Genomic DNA, 18047 nt, shown 5'->3' with positions numbered 1-18047 from the left:
CCGCTTGTGGGCGAAGGCGCCCGGCAGGGCGGATGAGGGGCCTTCCAGCCGGCACCCTCAGTCGTGGAACGCCTCGACGAACTTGCGGCGGCCGAGCATGAAGGCGTCGGCGACATGGCGCAGCGGCGCGAGGTCGACGTCGGACTGGCCCGCCTTGATGATCCCGGCAAATCGCTTGTAAAGCATCGGATATTCCTGTTCCGGCTCATCATGCACCAGCTTGCCGTCGATGGAGAGCTTGGCGCCACCCTCGGAAAGCACCATCTCGCCCGCTTCGGTCCGCGCAACGATGTCCCAGCTCTGCTTGCCCGTCTGGCGCCAGTCGAATTCGGCCGAAAGATCGAGGCCCCCGGCATCGGTGAAGGTGATCGAGGCGGCGATCGGCGCGTCGCGATTCTCCGGGAATTCCAGCGTGGCGGCGGTGATGAAGACCGGCCGCGGCAGGATGTGGGTGACGATGGACAGGGCATTGATGCCCGGATCGAAGACGCCGAGGCCGCCGGCCTGCCAGATCCATTCCTGGTTGGGGTGCCAGTGGCGCACATCCTCTTTCCAGATCACCTGCATGGAGCGGATCGTCGTGCCGGCAAGGAAGCTCCTTGCCGCTTCGACGGCCGGCGCATAGCGCGAATGCCAGGATGCAAAGAGCGAGAGCCCCTTGGCGGCGGCGAGCGCTTCGAGGTCGGCGACTTCTGAAAGCGTCGCGCCCGGCGGCTTTTCGAGGAAGACGTGCTTTCCGGCGGAAAGCGCCTTCTCGGCGGCCTCATAGCGGTACTGCGGGGGCATGCAGAGCGAAACGGCCTCGATTGCCGGCACGGCGGCAAGCATCTCGTCGATCGATTTGAAATTCTCGATGCCGTCCACCGTTCCGTGCCGGCTGGCCGCGGCGATCAGCTTGTAGTCACTGTTCCTTGCGACGGCCGGAAGATGCTGGTCGCGCACGATTTTGCCGACGCCGACGATTGCGAGATTGATCGGGGACATGGCTCCGCCCTCATTTGTATGATGATTTGGGGATGTTTTATCAGAACCTTCGACGGGAGCAAGACCGTGCGGTCGCCCAGACTGCCTACCGTTTGTGCAGCGGTGCAAAAGCCGTATTCGTCTTTCGTCTAGTACGACTTCCAAGGCAGCGAAATCCGGCCTTTTTTCTTGAAACGAGCCCTGAAATCGGCACTCTGATCATGCTTGGCACCAAACCAATAACACGCCGGGCGGGGAGGATTTCTCATGAAGACGCTGCTGGTTTTCAGCCGGCTCATTGACGTGATCACGCAGAATATCGGAAAGGCCGTTGGCTGGCTTATCCTCGTCGCCGTGCTCGTCAGCGCCGGAAATGCCGTCGTCCGGAAGGTATTCAACACATCGTCCAATGCCTGGCTCGAGGCTCAATGGTATCTCTTCGGCGGAGCCTTCATGCTTGCCGCCGCCTATACGCTGGCGCAGAACGAACACATCCGCATCGACGTCGTCTACGGCAGGTTTTCCCGCCGGGTGCAGCACTGGATCGACCTCCTCGGCCATTGCCTGTTCCTGATGCCCTTCGTCCTGCTGATGGTCTATTTCCTCGTGCCCTACGTCTTGATGTCCTATCGCTCGGGCGAGGGCTCCTCCAGCGCCGGGGGGCTGATCGTCTGGCCGGCCAAGGCCATCCTGCTGGCGGGCTTCCTTCTTCTTGCCTTCCAGGGTGTTTCGGAGATCATCAAGAAGATCGCCGTCATGCGCGGCGACATGGAGGATCCGACACCCTACACGCCGACCCATACCCCGCTCGACACGGCCCCTGCCGAGGAGAAGGGCGCATGATCGAGTTCATCGCGGACAACCTCGCGCCGATCATGTTCATGTCGCTGATCGTGTTCCTGCTGCTCGGCTACCCGGTGGCATTCTCGCTTGCGGCGAACGGCCTGCTCTTCTTCGTCATCGGCGTGGAACTTGCGCCGCTATCGGATTCGATCAACCTTTCCTGGCCGCTCCTCAACGCGATGCCGGAACGGCTCTGGGGGGTGATGTCGAACGACACGCTTCTTGCGATCCCGTTCTTCACCTTCATGGGGATCGTGCTTGAAAAGTCCGGCATGGCGGAAGACCTGCTCGATACGATCGGCCAGCTCTTCGGGCCGATCCGCGGCGGGCTGGCCTATGCGGTCATCTTCGTCGGCGCGCTCCTGGCGGCCACCACCGGCGTCGTCGCTGCCTCGGTCATCGCCATGGGCCTCATCTCGCTGCCGATCATGCTGCGCTACGGCTATGACCGGCGCGTCGCTTCCGGCGTCATCGCGGCCTCCGGCACGCTTGCCCAGATCATCCCGCCATCGCTCGTGCTGATCGTCCTGGCCGATCAGCTCGGCCGCTCGGTCGGCGACATGTATGCCGGCGCGCTCATCCCCGGCCTCGTGCTGACGGGCCTGTACATGCTGTACATCCTGCTCATGACCTTCCTGAAGCGGGATTCCATGCCGGCGCTGCCGCTGGAGGCGCGTTCGCTTGGCTCGGGCGTGACATCGCTCGCTCTCGCGCTGATCGTGGCGGCGGGCTTTGCCTATGCAGCCCACATCTACCTCTATCCGGCGCATGGCGAGAATGCCGATATCCTCGGCGCAACCGTCGGCGTCGTCTTCATCTATGTCGTGGCGCTGGCCGACAAGGCGTTCAACATCAACATGATGTCGCGACTTGCCCAGCAGGTCATCATCGTGCTGATCCCGCCGCTGGCGCTGATCTTCCTCGTGCTCGGCACGATCTTCCTCGGCATTGCGACGCCGACGGAAGGCGGCGCGATGGGCGCGGTCGGCGCGCTGGCCATGGCGGCGGCCAAGGGGCGGCTCAGCATGGAGGTGGTCCGTTCGGCGCTGACCGCCACGACGCGCCTTTCGGCCTTCGTGCTGTTCATCCTCATCGGCGCACGGGTTTTCTCGCTCACCTTCTACGGCGTCAACGGGCACCTGTGGGTCGAGCACCTGCTTGTCTCCATGCCCGGCGGCGAGACGGGCTTCCTGATCGCGGTGAACGTGCTGGTGTTCTTCCTGGCGTTCTTCCTCGATTTCTTCGAACTCGCCTTCATCATCGTGCCGCTGCTCGCGCCCGCCGCCGACAAGCTCGGCATCGACCTCATCTGGTTCGGCGTGCTGCTCGGCATCAACATGCAGACGAGCTTCATGCATCCGCCCTTCGGCTTTGCACTGTTCTACCTGCGCTCGGTCGCCGCCAAGGTGCCCTATCTCGACAAGGTGACCGGCAAGGTCACCCAGCCGGTGACGACAGGGCAGATCTATTGGGGGGCGGTGCCTTTTGTCGGCATCCAGATCGTCATGGTGGCGTTGACCATCCTCTTCCCCGGCATGGTCATGCACTACAAGGGCGAGGGCACCGGCATCGATCCCGCGACGATCAAGATCGAGGTGCCCGGCTTCGGCACGGGGCTGACCCTGCCGGACAATGACGGTGGCCTCGGCCTGCCTGGTGGTCTGCAGCTTCCCGCCGGCAACCCGCTGGAGGGCGGCGGCGATCAGAAACCGGCCGAGGGCGGTGCCAAGAAACCGGCAACGGACCTTTCCAGCCCGCCGTCCTTCAACTGAGAAACTTCCGGAACAACCACAAAGGGGGCCGGCGCAAACCGGCCCCCTTTCCGTTGTGGTTTTCAGGCAAAGAAAAACCCCGGAGCATCGCTGCCCCGGGGTTTCCTGTTTCCGCCTGCGTCAGCGCTTACAGCTTGTTGCCGCGCTGCTGGATCATCATGAACGTATCGTAGTTGTATTCGGCGATCTGCGCGTTGAGGTAGTACTCGCCGCGGAACGCCTTGATCGAGTCCCAGATCTTCTTGAAGGTCGGGTTCGTCTCTTCCATTTCGGCATAGACCTCGTTGGCGGAATCGAAGCAGGCCGACAGGATCTCCTGGCTGAAAGGGCTCAGCTTCGCGCCAGCAGCGACAAGGCGCTTGATGGCGGAAGGGTTCAGGTAGTCGTATTTCGACAGCATGTCTCCGTCGGTCGCCTGGCAGGCCGTGCGCAGCAGCGACTGATAGGTCTTCGGCAGGCCTTCGAAAGCCGCCTTGTTGAACATGGCATGCACCGTCGGGCCGCCTTCCCACCAGCCGGGGTAATAGTAGTAGGGCGCAACCTTGTAGAAGCCGAGCTTCTCGTCGTCATAGGGGCCGACCCATTCGGCGGCGTCAATCGTGCCCTTTTCGAGCGAGGGGTAGATGTCGCCGCCGGCGATCTGCTGCGGCACGACGCCGAGCCTTTCGACGACCTTGCCGGCAAAGCCGCCGATGCGCATCTTCAGGCCCTGCATGTCGGCGACGGTCTTGATTTCCTTGCGGAACCAGCCGCCCATCTGAACGCCGGTATTGCCGCTGGGAAAGCCGATGAGGCCCTGCGTGGCCAGAAATTCGTTGAAGAGGTCGATGCCGCCGCCATGGTACTGCCAGGCGTTCATGCCGCGCGCGTTAAGCGCGAATGGCACGGCCGCGCCGAGCGCCCAGACGGGGTCCTTGCCCCAGTAGTAATAGGAGACGGTATGGGCGGCTTCCACGGTGCCGGCGGATGCCGCGTCGGCGGCCTGGAGGCCGGGGACCAGTTCACCGGCGGCGAAAACCTGGATCTGGAAGTTGCCGTCCGTCGCTTCGGAGACGTATTTCGACAGGACTTCCGCGCCGCCGTAGATCGTGTCGAGCGATTTGGGGAACGAGGAGGCGAGACGCCAGTTGATCTTCGGATTGCTCTGCGCGAGTGCCGGAGCCGCAAGCACCGTGGCTGCCGCACCGCCGACGCCAGCCACTCCGGCTTTCTTGATGAATGAACGACGATCCATAGTTTCCTCCCAATGGCGAACGGCGGATTTCCCCCGCTCTCGTGTCATCAAGCGGAAGCTAATCATGACGGAAAGGCGCATACAAGCGGCGAGCGCACGAACGCGCAGCGCGCCCTATGCAACTTTCGTCTAGGGGGAATGTCGTCGTCGGCCGCGGCGTTGCACCGGCACTGGTAAAGTCGGCGGGGGGCCGAAATTCGTTAGCCCGCCATCGCCTCTTCATATTCGGCAGACAGTTCCAGCCACTGTTCCTCGGCCTCGTTCAGCTTGTCGACCGTAGTCGCGCGCAGCTTGGCCTTCTCGGTGGCCTTGGCCGGGGTCTTCTCATAGAGAACGGGGTTCGCAAGTTCCGTATCAAGCAATTGAATCTGCTTCTGCAGTTTCGCCGTCAGGGACTCGATTTCATTGATCTTTTTCTTGAGCGGCGCGTATTGGGCGCGACGGTCGGCATTGGCCTTGCGTAGTTCCGCCTTGTTGGTTTCGCCCCCGGCGGAAGCGGACTTGTCTTCCTTCTTGCCGGACTGGACGATGAGGCTGCGGTACTCCTCCATGTCGCCGTCGAAGGTCTTGACCGTGCCATTGTTGACGAGCCAGAGCCGGTCGACCGTCGCCTCGATGAGGTGGCGGTCGTGCGAGATCAGGATGACGGCGCCGTTATAGTCGTTCAGCGCCTCGATGAGCGCGCGGCGACTGTCGATGTCGAGGTGGTTGGTCGGCTCGTCGAGGATCAGCAGGTTCGGTGCATCGAAGGCGGCAAGCCCCATCAGGAGACGGGCCTTCTCGCCGCCGGAAAGGTCCTTGGCGGCGGTCGACATCTTTTCCGTCGCAAGCCCCATCTGCGCGACGCGGGCGCGCACCTTGGCTTCCGGCGCCTCCGGCATCAACCGGCGCACATGCTCGACGGGCGACTGCCCGGGAATGAGGTCGTCCATCTGGTGCTGGGCGAAAAAGCCGATCTTGAGGCCCGGCGCGCGCTTTACCGCGCCGCTCTCGGCCTCCAGCCGGCCGGAAATGAATTTCGCAAAGGTCGATTTGCCGTTGCCGTTCGAACCCAGCAGGGCGATGCGGTCGTCATTGTCGATCCGCAGATTGATCTGCTTGAGGATCGGCTGTCCTGGCGTGTAGCCGACCGCGCCGCCTTCGATCGCCACGATCGGCGATGCAGGCTGTTTTTCCGGCTCGGGGAAGGTGATCGGCTGGACATGCGTCTCGACAACGGCCGCCACCGTGCCCATGCGCTCCAGCGCCTTGACGCGGCTCTGCGCCTGTTTGGCCTTGGTGGCCTTCGCCTTGAAGCGGTCGATGAAGCTTTGCAGATGCTTTCGCGCCGCCTCGTTCTTGGCTTTCGCCTTCATCTGCAATTCGTCGGCTTCCGCCTTCTGGCGCTCGAACTGGTCGTAGGAGCCGCGATAGAAGGTGAGCTTCTGCTGGTCGAGATGCACGATGGCGTTGACGGCAGTGTTCAGGAGGTCGCGATCGTGGCTGATGATGATGACGGTGTGCGGGTAGCGCCGGACATACTCCTCCAGCCACAGCGTGCCTTCGAGGTCGAGATAGTTGGTCGGCTCGTCGAGCAGCAGCAGGTCCGGCTCGGAGAAGAGCACGGAGGCCAGCGCCACGCGCATGCGCCAGCCGCCGGAAAAGCTCTTGGCCGGGCGCTGCTGCGCCTCATGATCGAAGCCGAGACCGGCAAGAATGCTGGCCGCGCGCGCTTCCGCCGAATGGGCGCCGATATCGGTGAGGCGCGTCTGGATTTCCGCAATGCGGTGCGGATCGGTCGCGGTCTCCGCTTCCCTGATCAGCGCTGCGCGCTCCTTGTCGGCGGCAAGCACGATCTCGATCAGCGGTTCATCCGTGCCCGGTGCTTCCTGTGCAACCTGGCCGATGCGCGCATTCTTCGGCATCGAGATGCTGCCGGCTTCCGAGGCGAGCTGGCCGGTGATGACGCGAAACAGCGTTGACTTGCCGGTGCCGTTACGCCCGACGAGACCCACTTTCACGCCGCTCGGCAGCGAGAGGGACGCATTGTCGATGAGGAGACGCCCGGCGATGCGGGCGGTGAGGCCGGAAATCGTGATCATGCCGGGTCTATAGATCAATTCCCGCAAAAGTGCGAAGCGGTTTTGCGATCGAAATCGGGCCAAAGCAAAAAGACAGGGCCGGGCGGCAGCCCAACGCGGAAGGCATGGGCCTGTTCAGGCGACGCTGCCCGCGCGATAGGTGCGTCCCGCCCGCTCGGAGACCTCGGCCGAGTAGATGCGCAGCGCAATGCCGGTCTCCGCCGCATAGCCGAGCGCCTGCTCCGCATGCTCGTAGAACATGACGGGCGACTGGGCGGAATCGCTCATGGAGATGCCGGCCGTCAGCGTCAGGAAACCGGCGGGAAGCTCGCGATCCATGAAGGGGAAGGGTTTTTCCGCGACACGGGCGGCAATGCGCCGGGCAATGGCAACGATGACCTCGCGGTCGACATTGGAAAGCAGCAGGCAGAAGAGATCCGGGCCGGTGCGGGCGACGAAATCCTCCTTCTTCACCGAGCGGCGGAAGATGGCGGCGAGCCGCTTCAGTGTCTTCTCCGCTGCACCCGCCGGGTGGGTTTCGGCAAACTGCCGCAACTGCTCGACACGGAAAAGGAGGAGGGCGGACGAGCCGTCGCTCCAACCTTCCGTGAAGACGGTCTTCAGATGGCCGAGCAGGGCCGCATGGTTGGCAAGGCCCGTTACCGGATCATGGGTCAAGGCCTCGCGGCTGATGGTCAGGCCGGAGCGCAGGCCGTCGAGATGGGCCTGAAGATCGTCGATCCGCGCGGATGTCGCCTTGTCCGATCCGAGAATGCCGCGGACGAGGGACAGCAGGCGCACCGTATCGCTGGCAAAATCGGAGAGGCCCAGCACCGGATCTCGGTCCATGCGGGCGGCGATCTCCTCCAGTTCCTGCATGGCGGCGGCGCGGTGGCGGTGGTTCTCCGCCGACGCCCTGGATATTTCGGAAAGCACCCGCACGGCTTCCCCGGCCGCCTGTCCGGCGGCGAGCACATTGTGGCTCGGTAACGAATGGCGCAGCGCAAGCGCATCGAGGGCCGCCTGCTCGGGTGCCTTGCCGAGGGCCGCAATCTCGCGACCGACGCGCGCATTGCCGTTCAATGCCTCGAACAGCAGTTCGTAGTTGCGCGGCAGGGGGGCGATGCCGAAATTGGCCATGGTATGGGCGATGCGCGCCATGATCGGCGAAACGGCGGGTTGGGCGTCTTGGCGGGCAGGGGTGGCTTTGCTGTTCATGAAACGCCGTCCGGTCGGGCGCGGCGCAAGCGGCCTGCGCGCTGGGAAGTCACGGGTGCAACTATCGGATCGGGCGGTTAATTTTACGTGTGCTGAATCAGGGGTTCAACCACAGGCGCAAAGGCGCTTGTCCCGCCGGGTTGGCGACCGCCGCCAACCCTCGTGGGCAGTTCTTGTCAGGCGATGCGCCGGGCAAGCGGGATCGCCCGCATGACCTGGCCGATCACCGTCAGGCGCTGCACCTTGGCGGCGCGGGCAGGACGGTTCTGCTGCAAATCGCGCATGGCGGCGGCATAACCCTCGGCACGCGCCTCCTGCAGCGCCACGTCGAGCGTCTTTTCGATGACGGGGTAGCACTCCTCCGGCAGGTAGGCGTTCGGGGCGTCGGTGCCGTAGACGCGCGCCATCTTGCAAAGCGTACTGCCGAGCAGGGCTGCCCACTCTTCGCTCGTTCTTGCCATCATAAATCCTCTCTTCGGGCGAGGCATGCGCCGTTCGGCGTCAGCCCCAATGGCAGCGACTATCCCATCACCGATCGCTCGTGCCTGTCACCTGGGTGACAGGGCGGAGCAGCCCCCTAAATCGATGTCGAGCACTTCCATACACCTTCACTGTATCACTACTGTTGCAGGAACAGGAAGATGGTACTCACCCTAAAATTTATAGGAATTCCTTGCCCTCGGTACGAACGAAATAGATCAAGTCCAGCGTGATGCTCGGCCCGCCGAGTGCCGTCAGCATGGCATGGCACTGACCGCGATGGTGGGTCTGGTGGTTGAAGACATGGGTCAGCGCCGCGCCGAGCGGGTGGGTGACGATCGCCGGATTGGTGAGCGGGCTATAGGTGATGTCCGCCCTGATCCTCTCCTCCGTCAGCGAGCCGATGAAGGCCACGATGCGCGCGTCTTCAGCCTGTCGCGCGGCCCAGAGGTCCGCGAAATCCTCGTGGAGGACGGTATCGAGGCTCCGGGGCGCATCGCCTTGGCCGATGAAGCGCTTCAACCAGATGCGGTCGGCGGTGAGCAGATGGTTCAGCGTGCCGTGCAGCGAGCCGAAGAAGGCGCCGAGATTCCTGCGATAGGCGTCGTCGTCGAGCTTGCCGACTTCCTCGTAGAGCGCGCGGTTGGCCCAGGCATTGTAGGCGGCGAACATGCGGTAATGGTTGAGCATTGGAGGCTCTCCTTCGATGTCGCGAGTATAGGACGGCTTGCCATCGCCTGCACGAATGCGACCCATGAAATTATCTGATTTGCACTCGCGGCCGCCCTGCGCTCCAATGGGCGACCAGAACGACGAGGCTTTCATGACCCGACTGCTCTATGCCCTTGCGGGGGTCGACACGGCCCGCCAGTTTTCGCCCCATGTCTGGAAGACGGTGATGTCGCTCGCCCACAAGGGGCTGGACTACGAGACGGTGCCGGTCGGCTTCACCGCGATCGCGGCCATCGAGGGCGGCGCGACGGCGACGGTGCCGCTCTTGCGCGACGGCGAAAAACTGGTCCGCGACAGTTTCGATATCGCGCTCTATCTCGACGAGACCTATCCGGACCGGCCGTCGCTGTTCGGCGGCGAGGGCGGCAAGGCGATGGCCCGCTTTATCGAGAACTGGTCGCAATCGACGCTGCATATGGCCGTCACCCGCATTGCGATCCTCGACATCCACAATCTTCTCGGGGCCGCGGACCGGGAGTACTTCCGCCACAGCCGCGAGGAGAGGCTCGGCGCCTCGCTGGAGGACATTGCGGCTGCGGGCAGGGCGGAGATCGAGGGCTTTGCGAAAAAGCTCCAGCCCTTGCGCAACATGCTGAAGGTCCAGCCCTTCATCGGCGGCGCGGGGCCGCTTTTCCCGGACTACATCGTCTTCGGTGCGCTGCAATGGTTGCGCACCACGGCGGGCACGAGGGTGCTGGAGGATGACGACGCGGTCGCGCTCTGGTTCCGCCGCTGCCTCGACCTGCACGGCGGGGTCGGCCATCATGTGACGGCTGCATGAAAGTTTGCCGCTGAGATCGCCAAACGCCGCCACCCCCTTGTTTTGCGGGACGCGGGCGGTTATTGAACCGCCACTTTCACAGCAAAACCAAGGAAAACCGGAAAATGGCGATTGAACGCACCTTTTCGATGATCAAGCCGGACGCGACGAAGCGCAACCTGACCGGCGCGATCACCAAGATGCTCGAAGATTCGGGCCTCCGCGTCGTGGCTTCCAAGCGCGTCTGGATGAGCACGCGCGAAGCCGAAGGCTTCTACGCCGTTCACAAGGAACGCCCCTTCTTCGGCGAACTCGTTGAAGGCATGACCTCGGGCCCGACGATCGTCCAGGTTCTGGAAGGCGAGAACGCCATCCTGAAGAACCGCGAAATCATGGGCGCCACCAACCCGGCCAATGCCGACGAAGGCACGATCCGCAAGACCCACGCTCTCTCCATCGGCGAGAACTCGGTCCACGGTTCGGACGCTCCGGAAACCGCTGCCCAGGAAATCAAGTACTGGTTCTCCGACACCGAAATCGTCGGCTGAATCGGATTGTCCGGCTGAGGCCGGAAGTCTTTGAAAAGACTCTGGAACCGGGGCCGAAAGGCTCCGGTTTCTTCGTTTTGGCGTCAGAACGGGCAGCGCGCCATTTCGAAATGCTCCGGCGTCCTGCCGTCCTTGAAGACGTCGGGATTCTTGTCGTAGCCGGGGCCGACGACGAGCGGCTTTGCCGGAAGAATGCTCTGGTCGACATTGGAGGTCACCTGCGTTTCCAGCAGCTGTAGCCGCTTGCCATCCGGGCCGACGACCGCGACCGTGACCTTGTAGGGCCGGTCCTTCTTTACGCAGGTAATGTCCGGGCTCTCCAGCACCACGCGCGGCAGGTTGGGAAAAATCCTGCGCTCCAGCGTCAGCGGCGCACCGCCGGCCGGGTTCTCGAATTCGGCCTTAACGACGGAGCCCTCCGGCAATGGTTCGGTCTGTTCCAGGGTGACGAGATAGGTCGCGTAGGCGAGCCGGTAGTTGAAGACGAACATTTTTCCGGTCAGCTTCAGCGGATCGGGCCCCGTCTCGCGCTGGCAAGCGGCCAGGAACAGTGCAAGCGGCAGCAGGATAAGCAGCGCCCGTTTCATGGCCGGGGGTCCTCACGATTGCGACGATAGTGGCGGCTGGCCTTCACCCGGTTGCCGCAGACCGCCATGTCGCACCAGGCCCGCGAGCGATTGCGGCTGCGATCGAGGAACAGCCAATTGCAGTTCGGACAGATCTTCAGCCTGTCCGGCTCCGGCCGCGCGAGCAGCAGAAGTGCGGAACGGGCGGTGGCGGTGTCGAGCGCCTGCGGCCGTTCGCCGGAGCGGCGCAGCACCGCCGCGATGGCCTCCAGCAGGTCGGCGAGCAGCGCCGGTTTTCCCGCCCCCAGAATTTCCGCGCGAAAATGCCGGTCGATCGCCTCGCGAAGATCGATCAGCCCCAGGCGCGCGTCGTTCGTCACCGGTTCGAGCGGGCCGAACAGGGCGCGCTCGGCGCCATGCCGGTTTGCGCCACCCGGAAAGGCGTCCATCACCGAGGCATCGGCGAAGCGGTCGATCCGCCGTTCGGGATCGGCGCGTAGCACGATCGAATTCGCGACATCGAGCGCGAGCGCGCCGCCGGAAAATCGATGCGGGGTCCAGGAGAAGGTCATGAAATATTCTAACTGGTAAATCCAATATTGCCAGTTATAATTTGCGGGACGCTTGGAACGCCCATGGCCTATTTCCTACAACAGCTCGCCAATGCCGTGCCGGTCGCCGCGCTCTATGCGGCGCTTGCATTCGGTTATTCCATCGCCTTTGCTGTGACGCGCCGGGCGGATATCGGCTACGGCGGGCTTTTTGCCTTCGCAGCGCAGATGTTCGTGCTCTTCGCCGGCTATGGCTGGAACCAGCTGTGGCTCGTGCTGCCGGCGGCGCTCGCCTTCGGTGCGGTGATCGCGCTTGTCTACAGCGTCGGCGCCGGCTTCGTGATCGGCCGCCATGTCATACGCCCGCTCGCCTTCTCCTCGGACAATACGGTCGTGGTCGCGGCCCTCGGTGTCGTGCTGGTGCTGATGGAGACAGCGCGGCTTGCCTCGGACACGCGCAGCCTCTGGCTACCGCCGCTGCTCTCCACGCCGGTGGTCCTCTGGAACGACCCCGCCTTTCCGGTGGCGCTGACGGTGCTGCAACTGGCAAACACGCTGGCCATGGCGGCCATCGTCGCGATCGGCCACGTTTTCCTCGCCCGCTCCGCCTGGGGCAGGCGCTGGCGGGCGGTGTCGCAGGACAGGTTGGCGGCGGAACTGTGCGGGGTCGATGCGGCGGGCGTCTATCTATCCGCCTATGCCGGCGCGGCGCTGATCGCCAGCCTGACCGGCATCCTCGCCGTCTCCTATTACGGCAACATGGATTTCGGCGCTGGCCTCGTCTTCGGTGTGAAGGTGCTATTCATCGCCGCCATCGGCGGGGCAGGGGCGCCGCTGCTATCGGCGCTCGGCGGCGCGGCCATGGGCCTGGCGGAAACGCTCTGGAGCGCCTATGGCGATTTCCTGTGGCGCGATCTGGTGATCTTTTCCGCGCTGGTGCTGCTGCTGGTGATTTTTCGGCGGGAGCGGCTGGTGCCGTAGCGCAGGCTACGCCCACTTGTCCCGCGCCCGGTCGTCGCTTTCCTTGGCGTCGACCCAGCCGCCGGTACGGCCATCGGCAAAGTGCTCCTTCTTCCAGAAGGGGGCAGAAGTCTTCAGGTAATCCATGACGAAGGATGCGCCGTCGAAGGCGGCGTGGCGGTGCGGCGCGGCGGCGATGACGAGAACGATGTTGTCGCCCGGCGCGATCTTGCCGACCCGATGGATGGCGGTGACGCCGAGAAGCGAGAAGCGCTGCACTGCCTCGTGGCAGATGCGGCCGATCTCGGCCTCCGCCATGCCCGGATAGTGTTCGAGCTCCAGCGCGGCAAGTTTTCCGCCCTCATCGCGGCAAAGGCCGGTGAAGGCCACGATGGCGCCGGCGGCGGCTCCCCCGGCCGTAAGGCGCGCCGTCTCGGCCGCAGCGTCGAAATCTTCGTGCTGGACGCGAACGATGACCGGAGCCGAGGCGTCGCGAGCCACGTTCAGCCCCCCGTCATCGGCGGAAAGAGGGCGATCTCGCGGGCACCGGCAATCGACTCGTCGTGCTCGACATGCTCCTGGTTGATCGCGATGCGGATGACGTTCTCGTGCTCCAGCGCGTGGGCGTAGTCCTCGCCGAGCGTCTTCAGGTGCCGGAGAAGATCGCCGCCCGTCTTTACGGAGGCGGGCAGGTCGATCTCTTCCTCGCCCTTGCCGATCCTCTCGCGCACCCAGGCGAAATAGACGAGCTTCATGATCCTATCCGTTCACGATGTGCTTCAGGCCAGCGCGGAAATAGTCGTAGCCGGTATACATGGTGATGATTGCCGCGACCCAGAGCAGGCCGATGCCGATCTCGGTCGTATAGGGCAGCACCTTGTCGCCGGCGGGGCCGGCCAGCAGGAAGCCGATGGCGAGCATCTGGATCGTCGTCTTCCACTTGGCGATGCGCGTGACGGGAACGCTGACCTTGAGGTCCGCCAGATATTCGCGCAGGCCCGAAACGAGCATTTCGCGGCAAAGAATGATGATCGCCGCCCAGATGGTCCAGCCGGCGATTGTGCCGTCCGCAGCCATCAGCAGCAGCACCGAGGCGACCAGCAGCTTGTCGGCGATCGGGTCGAGCATGCGGCCGATATTCGACGTCTGGTTCCAGATGCGCGCAAGGTAGCCGTCGAAATAGTCGGTGATCGACGCCACGACGAACAGGCCGAACGCCGTCCAGCGCGCGAAGTCCGACGATTGCAGGCGGCCCTCGATGAAAAAGCAGAACACGATGAGGGGAACGGCCACGATGCGGGCGTAAGTGAGCAGGTTCGGGATGCTGTATGCGCGGGAAGCCATGGATTTTCTGTCTCGACTGTCTTTGCGGCTAGATGAGGTCTTTGTGACGGTGCCGTCAACCATTGTTTCCGGCAATTGGTGGCGAATTTACGGAGCGCTGGCCAATAAGGCGGTTCATCCCCTGTTCGAGGCGAAAAAAAGCTGATTTTTCCGCAGGATCGCTTGTGTCGACGGCCTACCGTCCGGCTATCCCGCCGCATCGTCATGGAAATGGTTGTAGACGACGCGGGCGACGCTTTCCGAAATGCCCTCGACGGCCATGAGGTCGGCCATCGCCGCGCGCGAGACAGCCTTGGCGGTGCCGAAATGCTGGAGCAGGGCGCGCTTTCTCGTCGGGCCGATACCGCCGATCTCGTCGAGCGGGTTGCGGACCATTTCCTTCTTGCGCCGCGCCCGGTGCGATCCGATGGCGAAGCGGTGGGCCTCGTCGCGCAGGCGCTGCACGAAGTAGAGCACGGGGTCGCGCGGCGGCAGCGAGAAATCCGGTATGCCCCGCATGAAGAAGCGCTCGCGACCGGCCTCGCGGTCGGCGCCCTTGGCGACGCCGATGGCGATCACCTGATCGGTAATGCCGAGATCCTCGAGGATCGCCCGCACCGCCGTCATCTGGCCCTGGCCGCCGTCGATGAGGATGACATCGGGCCAAGCGGGGAAGGGCTGGTCCGCCGCCTCCGCACCCTGGTTGGCATTGCGCTCCGGCAAGCCTTCTTCCTTGATGAGGCGGGAGAAGCGCCGGGTCATCACTTCCTTCATCATGCCGAAGTCGTCGCCGGGGGTGATGTCGGTCGATTTGATGTTGAACTTGCGGTACTGCCCCTTCACGAAGCCTTCCGGCCCCGCCACCACCATGCCGCCGACGGCATTGGTGCCCATGATGTGCGAGTTGTCGTAGATCTCGATGCGGCGCGGCACGTGAGGAAGCTTGAAGGTCGCGGCCAGGCCTTCGAGAAGGCGCGATTGCGAGGCCGTTTCGGCCAGCTTGCGGCCATGCGCCTCGCGGGCATTGGCCACCACATGGTCGACGAGGTCCTTCTTCTCGCCACGCTGCGGCACGGCGATCGAGACCTTGTAGTTGGAGCGCTCGGACAGCGCCTGCGAGAGGAGGTCGATTTCCTCGACCGGTTCGGACAGCAGGATCTGCCGCGGACAGGGCTTGTCGTCGTAGAACTGGGCAAGGAACGCGTTGAGCACTTCCGCGCCCGTCAATTGCGGATCGGCCTTCGGGAAATAGGCGCGGTTGCCCCAGTTCTGCCCGGTGCGGAAGAAAAACACCTGGATGCAGGAAACGCCGCCCTCGTGATGGATGGCGAAGACGTCTGCTTCCTCTACTCCGGCCGGATTGATGCCCTGGTGGCTTTGGACGTGGCTGAGCGCCGCCAGCCGGTCGCGATAGACGGCGGCGCGCTCGAAATCGAGATCTTCCGCGGCGGCATTCATGGCGTCGGCCATATGCGCCTTGACCTTCTGGCTTTTGCCGGAAAGGAAGTCGCGCGCCTCCTGCACCAGTTCGGCATAGTCCCGGTCGCTGATTTCATGGGTGCACGGAGCGGAACAGCGCTTGATCTGGTAGAGCAGGCACGGCCGCGTGCGCGTCTCGAATACGCTGTCGGTGCAGGTGCGCAGCAGGAAGGCCCGCTGCAGCGAATTGATGGTGCGCCCGACCGCGCCGGCAGACGCGAAGGGGCCGAAATACTCGCCCTTGCGGCTGCGCGCGCCGCGATGCTTGAATATGGCGGGCGCCCGGCTGTCGCCGGTCACGAGGATATAGGGAAACGACTTGTCGTCGCGCAAAAGCACGTTGAAGCGCGGGCGCAGGCGCTTGATGAGGTTCGCCTCGAGCAGCAGCGCCTCTGTCTCGGTGCGCGTGGTGACGAATTCCATGTTTGCCGTCTGGCGAATCATCTGCGTGATGCGGTTGGAATGGCCGCGACCCTGCGCATAGTTCGTCACGCGCTTTTTCAGGCTGCGCGCCTTGCCGACATAGAGAACGTCGCCATCCGCATTGAACATGCGGTAGACGCCCGGGCTGTTGGGCAGGCGCTTGACGAAGACCTGGATCAGTTCGGCGCCGCTGATGCCTTCCGGCACGTCGCCGCCCTCGTTCCAGTCCATTTCCGGAGTGGCGCTGCCGGGCGCGACGGTGCTGCCGACAGGGCTTTCCTGAAGCTCGTCCTCGTCGTCCGTTTCGTTCTCGTCATAGAGGACGCCGCCGTCCTCTACCTTCCGGCCGTTCATTCCTCGATCTCCGCGACATCCGGTGTTTCCCAGGCGAGATGCTGCCCGCCATCGAGCGCTATCATTTGCCCCGTAATGGATGGCGTGTCGAACAAAAAGCGAACTGTGCGGCCGAATTCCTCAAGCGCCGGGCCGCGCCGCAGGATGAGGCCCTTCACCTGCGCCTGGAAGTCGGCATCGTCCTGCCGCTCGTTCGGCAGGGAGGGGCCGGGGCCGATGGCGTTGACGCGCACCCCCGGCGCAAAGCTCTGCGCCATGGTGCGTGTTGCCATCCACAGCGCCGATTTGGAAAGCGTGTAGGAATAGTAGCGCGGCGTCGGGTTCCAGACCCGCTGGTCGATAAGGTTGACGATCGAACCCGCCACGCCATGGGGAAGCTGGCGCACGAAATCGCGGGCGAGGATGGACGGTGCTTTCACATGCACGGCGAAGTGCTGGTCCCAGAGCGCATCGTCGAAGGCTGCCACGGTGTCCGGCTTGAAGAGGGAGGCATTGTTGACGAGGAGGTCGAGCGGGCCGACGGCATCGCTCGCCGCCGCAATCAGCCGCGCCGTCGCCGCCCCGTCTGCCAGGTCGCAATGGACGGCGGCTGCCTTCAGGCCGCGCCCGTTGAGCGTGCGGGCGATCGCTTCCGCTTCCTCCATGGAGCCGTTTGCATGGATGGCGACGGCGAAGCCATTGGCCGCGAGATCTTCCACAATGGCCTTGCCGATGCGTTTTGCGCCGCCCGTCACGAGGGCTGTCTTCAAGGTTTTCTTCAAGGAAAGTCCGTCCTGCCGATTCATTCGTTTAACCGGCTTCAGATATAGACATCTCTGCGCAGGCTTAAACTCCCCTGAAGAATGGTTTCGGAAAATTTAACCGCAAAAGCACTTCCGGAGTAATTTGAAGTATATTTTACGATAATCTGCCGATAGTGAAATCATGGTTAACAAATTACCTGTCGCTTAAAAGACACATCCAATTTGTGCCGCGCCTCTGCCACAATCATTTCACATTTTGGCTCTTTCATTTCCTCAATCTTTATTCAATTTCCACCTCAACCGGGCGGGACTAATTGGAATGACGACGCCCGACAGCCTCCCATAAAGAGGGCGTCGTTTAGTATAGGAGAATATCATGCGTACACTCATCGCTACCCTCATCGCTTCGACCGTTTCCATCGCTGCTTTCCAGGCCGCACACGCTGCCGACGCAATCGACGACATTCCGCAGGCTCCGGCCGCTGACTATGCCGAGCCGGTTGCAAGCGGCAACTGGGCCGGTGGCTATGCCGGTGGTACGGCCAGCTGGCAGCGCAGCGAAATGGGCGGCGCCAAGGGCAACTCCCTCGGCGGCGGCGTTTACGGCGGCTACAACATGCAGAACGGCCAGATGGTTTACGGCGGTGAAGCCGACCTGAACTACTCGGGCGTCGACACCCACAACCGCGCCGCCGGCCTGACCACCAAGCAGGGCGTCAACGGCTCGCTCCGTGGCCGCGTCGGTATCGACCTCAACCCGGTTCTTCTCTACGGCACGGCCGGTCTCGCCGCCGCCAATGTCGAAGTGAAGAACAACGCCGGTGCCAAGGACGATCGCAATGCGCTCGGCTGGACGGCTGGCGTCGGTGCGGAAGCCTTCGTGACCAACAACATCACGGCACGCGTCGAATACCGCTACACCGACTACCAGAAGAAGAACTACGATGTCGGCGGCACCCGCGTTCGCGCTGCTGCAGAAGACCACAGCGTTCGCGTCGGTCTCGGCGTGAAGTTCTAAGCCTGACGGTTTGGACAATT

Annotated in this window: 19 protein-coding genes; 6 read left to right on the top strand and 13 right to left on the bottom strand. The window is 63.5% G+C overall.

Going from position 1 to position 18047, the window contains the following annotated elements:
• Positions 1-57: 57 nt before the first annotated feature.
• Positions 58-984, bottom strand: a complete 927-nt coding sequence (locus WA950_RS16920; protein WP_424552882.1) for a Gfo/Idh/MocA family protein — start codon at positions 982-984, stop codon at positions 58-60.
• Positions 985-1230: 246 nt separating this feature from the next.
• Between WA950_RS16920 and WA950_RS16915 the strand changes: the two genes are divergently transcribed.
• Both WA950_RS16915 and WA950_RS16910 read left to right on the top strand, forming a co-directional pair.
• Positions 1231-1806, top strand: a complete 576-nt coding sequence (locus WA950_RS16915; protein WP_424552881.1) for a TRAP transporter small permease subunit — start codon at positions 1231-1233, stop codon at positions 1804-1806.
• The gene (locus tag WA950_RS16910; RefSeq protein ID WP_424552880.1) at positions 1803-3578 is read left to right on the top strand and encodes a TRAP transporter large permease; all 1776 of its coding nucleotides are present in this window, start codon (positions 1803-1805) and stop codon (positions 3576-3578) included. Before WA950_RS16915 ends, WA950_RS16910 begins: the two co-directional genes overlap by 4 nt.
• Before the next feature lie 127 nt (positions 3579-3705).
• On the opposite strand, the gene WA950_RS16905 is transcribed toward WA950_RS16910, so the two are convergent.
• From WA950_RS16905 to WA950_RS16885, 5 genes are all read right to left on the bottom strand, one after another.
• Complete coding sequence (locus WA950_RS16905; protein ID WP_424552879.1) at positions 3706-4812, bottom strand: TRAP transporter substrate-binding protein; 1107 nt, start codon at positions 4810-4812, stop codon at positions 3706-3708.
• Between the two features lie 200 nt (positions 4813-5012).
• Positions 5013-6893 (bottom strand): ABC-F family ATP-binding cassette domain-containing protein, encoded by a 1881-nt coding sequence (locus WA950_RS16900; RefSeq protein WP_424552878.1) that lies wholly within the window; start codon positions 6891-6893, stop codon positions 5013-5015.
• Positions 6894-7007: 114 nt separating this feature from the next.
• Positions 7008-8090, bottom strand: a complete 1083-nt coding sequence (locus tag WA950_RS16895; protein ID WP_424552877.1) for a GGDEF domain-containing protein — start codon at positions 8088-8090, stop codon at positions 7008-7010.
• A 176-nt stretch (positions 8091-8266) separates the two neighbouring features.
• Positions 8267-8551: a hypothetical protein gene (locus WA950_RS16890; protein ID WP_424552876.1), complete on the bottom strand. Its 285-nt coding sequence runs from the start codon at positions 8549-8551 to the stop codon at positions 8267-8269.
• 199 nt (positions 8552-8750) lie between these two features.
• Positions 8751-9260 carry a DinB family protein gene (locus tag WA950_RS16885; RefSeq protein WP_424552875.1) on the bottom strand — a complete coding sequence of 170 codons (510 nt, stop codon included), beginning with the start codon at positions 9258-9260 and terminating at the stop codon, positions 8751-8753.
• A gap of 133 nt (positions 9261-9393) precedes the next feature.
• Between WA950_RS16885 and WA950_RS16880 the strand changes: the two genes are divergently transcribed.
• Both WA950_RS16880 and ndk read left to right on the top strand, forming a co-directional pair.
• Positions 9394-10083, top strand: coding sequence for a glutathione S-transferase family protein (locus WA950_RS16880; protein WP_424552874.1), 690 nt, complete (start codon positions 9394-9396; stop codon positions 10081-10083).
• Positions 10084-10187: 104 nt separating this feature from the next.
• Entirely contained in the window at positions 10188-10610 is a 423-nt protein-coding gene (ndk, locus tag WA950_RS16875) for a nucleoside-diphosphate kinase (protein ID WP_424552873.1), read from the top strand.
• An 83-nt stretch (positions 10611-10693) separates the two neighbouring features.
• On the opposite strand, the gene WA950_RS16870 is transcribed toward ndk, so the two are convergent.
• Together WA950_RS16870 and WA950_RS16865 are read right to left on the bottom strand one after the other, a co-directional pair.
• A complete protein-coding gene (locus WA950_RS16870) occupies positions 10694-11197 on the bottom strand; it encodes a hypothetical protein (RefSeq protein WP_424552872.1) in 504 nt (167 codons plus the stop codon).
• Positions 11194-11748, bottom strand: a complete 555-nt coding sequence (locus WA950_RS16865) for a CGNR zinc finger domain-containing protein (protein WP_424552871.1) — start codon at positions 11746-11748, stop codon at positions 11194-11196. Before WA950_RS16865 ends, WA950_RS16870 begins: the two co-directional genes overlap by 4 nt.
• A gap of 63 nt (positions 11749-11811) precedes the next feature.
• Between WA950_RS16865 and WA950_RS16860 the strand changes: the two genes are divergently transcribed.
• Positions 11812-12708, top strand: a complete 897-nt coding sequence (locus WA950_RS16860) for a branched-chain amino acid ABC transporter permease (protein ID WP_424552870.1) — start codon at positions 11812-11814, stop codon at positions 12706-12708.
• 6 nt (positions 12709-12714) lie between these two features.
• Here the strand turns inward: WA950_RS16860 and WA950_RS16855 are convergent, their stop codons facing one another.
• The 5 genes from WA950_RS16855 to WA950_RS16835 all read right to left on the bottom strand — a co-directional run bounded on the left by WA950_RS16855 (position 12715) and on the right by WA950_RS16835 (position 17027).
• Positions 12715-13188 (bottom strand): molybdenum cofactor biosynthesis protein MoaE, encoded by a 474-nt coding sequence (locus WA950_RS16855; RefSeq protein WP_424552869.1) that lies wholly within the window; start codon positions 13186-13188, stop codon positions 12715-12717.
• Between the two features lie 2 nt (positions 13189-13190).
• A complete protein-coding gene (gene moaD, locus WA950_RS16850; RefSeq protein ID WP_424552974.1) occupies positions 13191-13445 on the bottom strand; it encodes a molybdopterin converting factor subunit 1 in 255 nt (84 codons plus the stop codon).
• A 1-nt stretch (position 13446) separates the two neighbouring features.
• The gene (gene pgsA, locus WA950_RS16845) at positions 13447-14031 is read right to left on the bottom strand and encodes a CDP-diacylglycerol--glycerol-3-phosphate 3-phosphatidyltransferase (RefSeq protein WP_424552868.1); all 585 of its coding nucleotides are present in this window, start codon (positions 14029-14031) and stop codon (positions 13447-13449) included.
• Positions 14032-14217: 186 nt separating this feature from the next.
• Entirely contained in the window at positions 14218-16266 is a 2049-nt protein-coding gene (gene uvrC, locus WA950_RS16840; RefSeq protein ID WP_424552867.1) for an excinuclease ABC subunit UvrC, read from the bottom strand.
• Positions 16263-17027, bottom strand: coding sequence for an SDR family oxidoreductase (locus WA950_RS16835; protein WP_424552866.1), 765 nt, complete (start codon positions 17025-17027; stop codon positions 16263-16265). Before WA950_RS16835 ends, uvrC begins: the two co-directional genes overlap by 4 nt.
• A 358-nt stretch (positions 17028-17385) precedes the next feature.
• Between WA950_RS16835 and WA950_RS16830 the strand changes: the two genes are divergently transcribed.
• Entirely contained in the window at positions 17386-18027 is a 642-nt protein-coding gene (locus WA950_RS16830) for an outer membrane protein (protein ID WP_424552865.1), read from the top strand.
• Positions 18028-18047 lie beyond the last annotated feature (20 nt).

The organism is Shinella sp. (assembly GCF_049651085.1).
Taxonomy (GTDB): Bacteria; Pseudomonadota; Alphaproteobacteria; order Rhizobiales; family Rhizobiaceae; genus Shinella.
The sequence above is the reverse complement of the archived record's forward strand: the minus strand, read 5'-3'. Positions and strand labels throughout refer to the sequence as shown.

Excerpts from the sequence above, each read along its gene's own strand:
- WA950_RS16865 (WP_424552871.1), bottom strand. The coding sequence starts at position 11,748 with ATGACCTTCTCCTGGACCCCGCATCGATTTTCCGGCGGCGCGCTCGCG.
- WA950_RS16920 (WP_424552882.1), bottom strand. The coding sequence starts at position 984 with ATGTCCCCGATCAATCTCGCAATCGTCGGCGTCGGCAAAATCGTGCGC.
- uvrC (WP_424552867.1), bottom strand. The coding sequence starts at position 16,266 with ATGAACGGCCGGAAGGTAGAGGACGGCGGCGTCCTCTATGACGAGAAC.
- WA950_RS16900 (WP_424552878.1), bottom strand. The coding sequence starts at position 6,893 with ATGATCACGATTTCCGGCCTCACCGCCCGCATCGCCGGGCGTCTCCTC.
- WA950_RS16905 (WP_424552879.1), bottom strand. The coding sequence starts at position 4,812 with ATGGATCGTCGTTCATTCATCAAGAAAGCCGGAGTGGCTGGCGTCGGC.
- WA950_RS16885 (WP_424552875.1), bottom strand. The coding sequence starts at position 9,260 with ATGCTCAACCATTACCGCATGTTCGCCGCCTACAATGCCTGGGCCAAC.
- pgsA (WP_424552868.1), bottom strand. The coding sequence starts at position 14,031 with ATGGCTTCCCGCGCATACAGCATCCCGAACCTGCTCACTTACGCCCGC.
- WA950_RS16870 (WP_424552872.1), bottom strand. The coding sequence starts at position 11,197 with ATGAAACGGGCGCTGCTTATCCTGCTGCCGCTTGCACTGTTCCTGGCC.
- WA950_RS16860 (WP_424552870.1), top strand. The coding sequence starts at position 11,812 with ATGGCCTATTTCCTACAACAGCTCGCCAATGCCGTGCCGGTCGCCGCG.
- WA950_RS16830 (WP_424552865.1), top strand. The coding sequence starts at position 17,386 with ATGCGTACACTCATCGCTACCCTCATCGCTTCGACCGTTTCCATCGCT.
- WA950_RS16915 (WP_424552881.1), top strand. The coding sequence starts at position 1,231 with ATGAAGACGCTGCTGGTTTTCAGCCGGCTCATTGACGTGATCACGCAG.
- WA950_RS16880 (WP_424552874.1), top strand. The coding sequence starts at position 9,394 with ATGACCCGACTGCTCTATGCCCTTGCGGGGGTCGACACGGCCCGCCAG.
- WA950_RS16895 (WP_424552877.1), bottom strand. The coding sequence starts at position 8,090 with ATGAACAGCAAAGCCACCCCTGCCCGCCAAGACGCCCAACCCGCCGTT.
- ndk (WP_424552873.1), top strand. The coding sequence starts at position 10,188 with ATGGCGATTGAACGCACCTTTTCGATGATCAAGCCGGACGCGACGAAG.
- WA950_RS16910 (WP_424552880.1), top strand. The coding sequence starts at position 1,803 with ATGATCGAGTTCATCGCGGACAACCTCGCGCCGATCATGTTCATGTCG.
- WA950_RS16890 (WP_424552876.1), bottom strand. The coding sequence starts at position 8,551 with ATGGCAAGAACGAGCGAAGAGTGGGCAGCCCTGCTCGGCAGTACGCTT.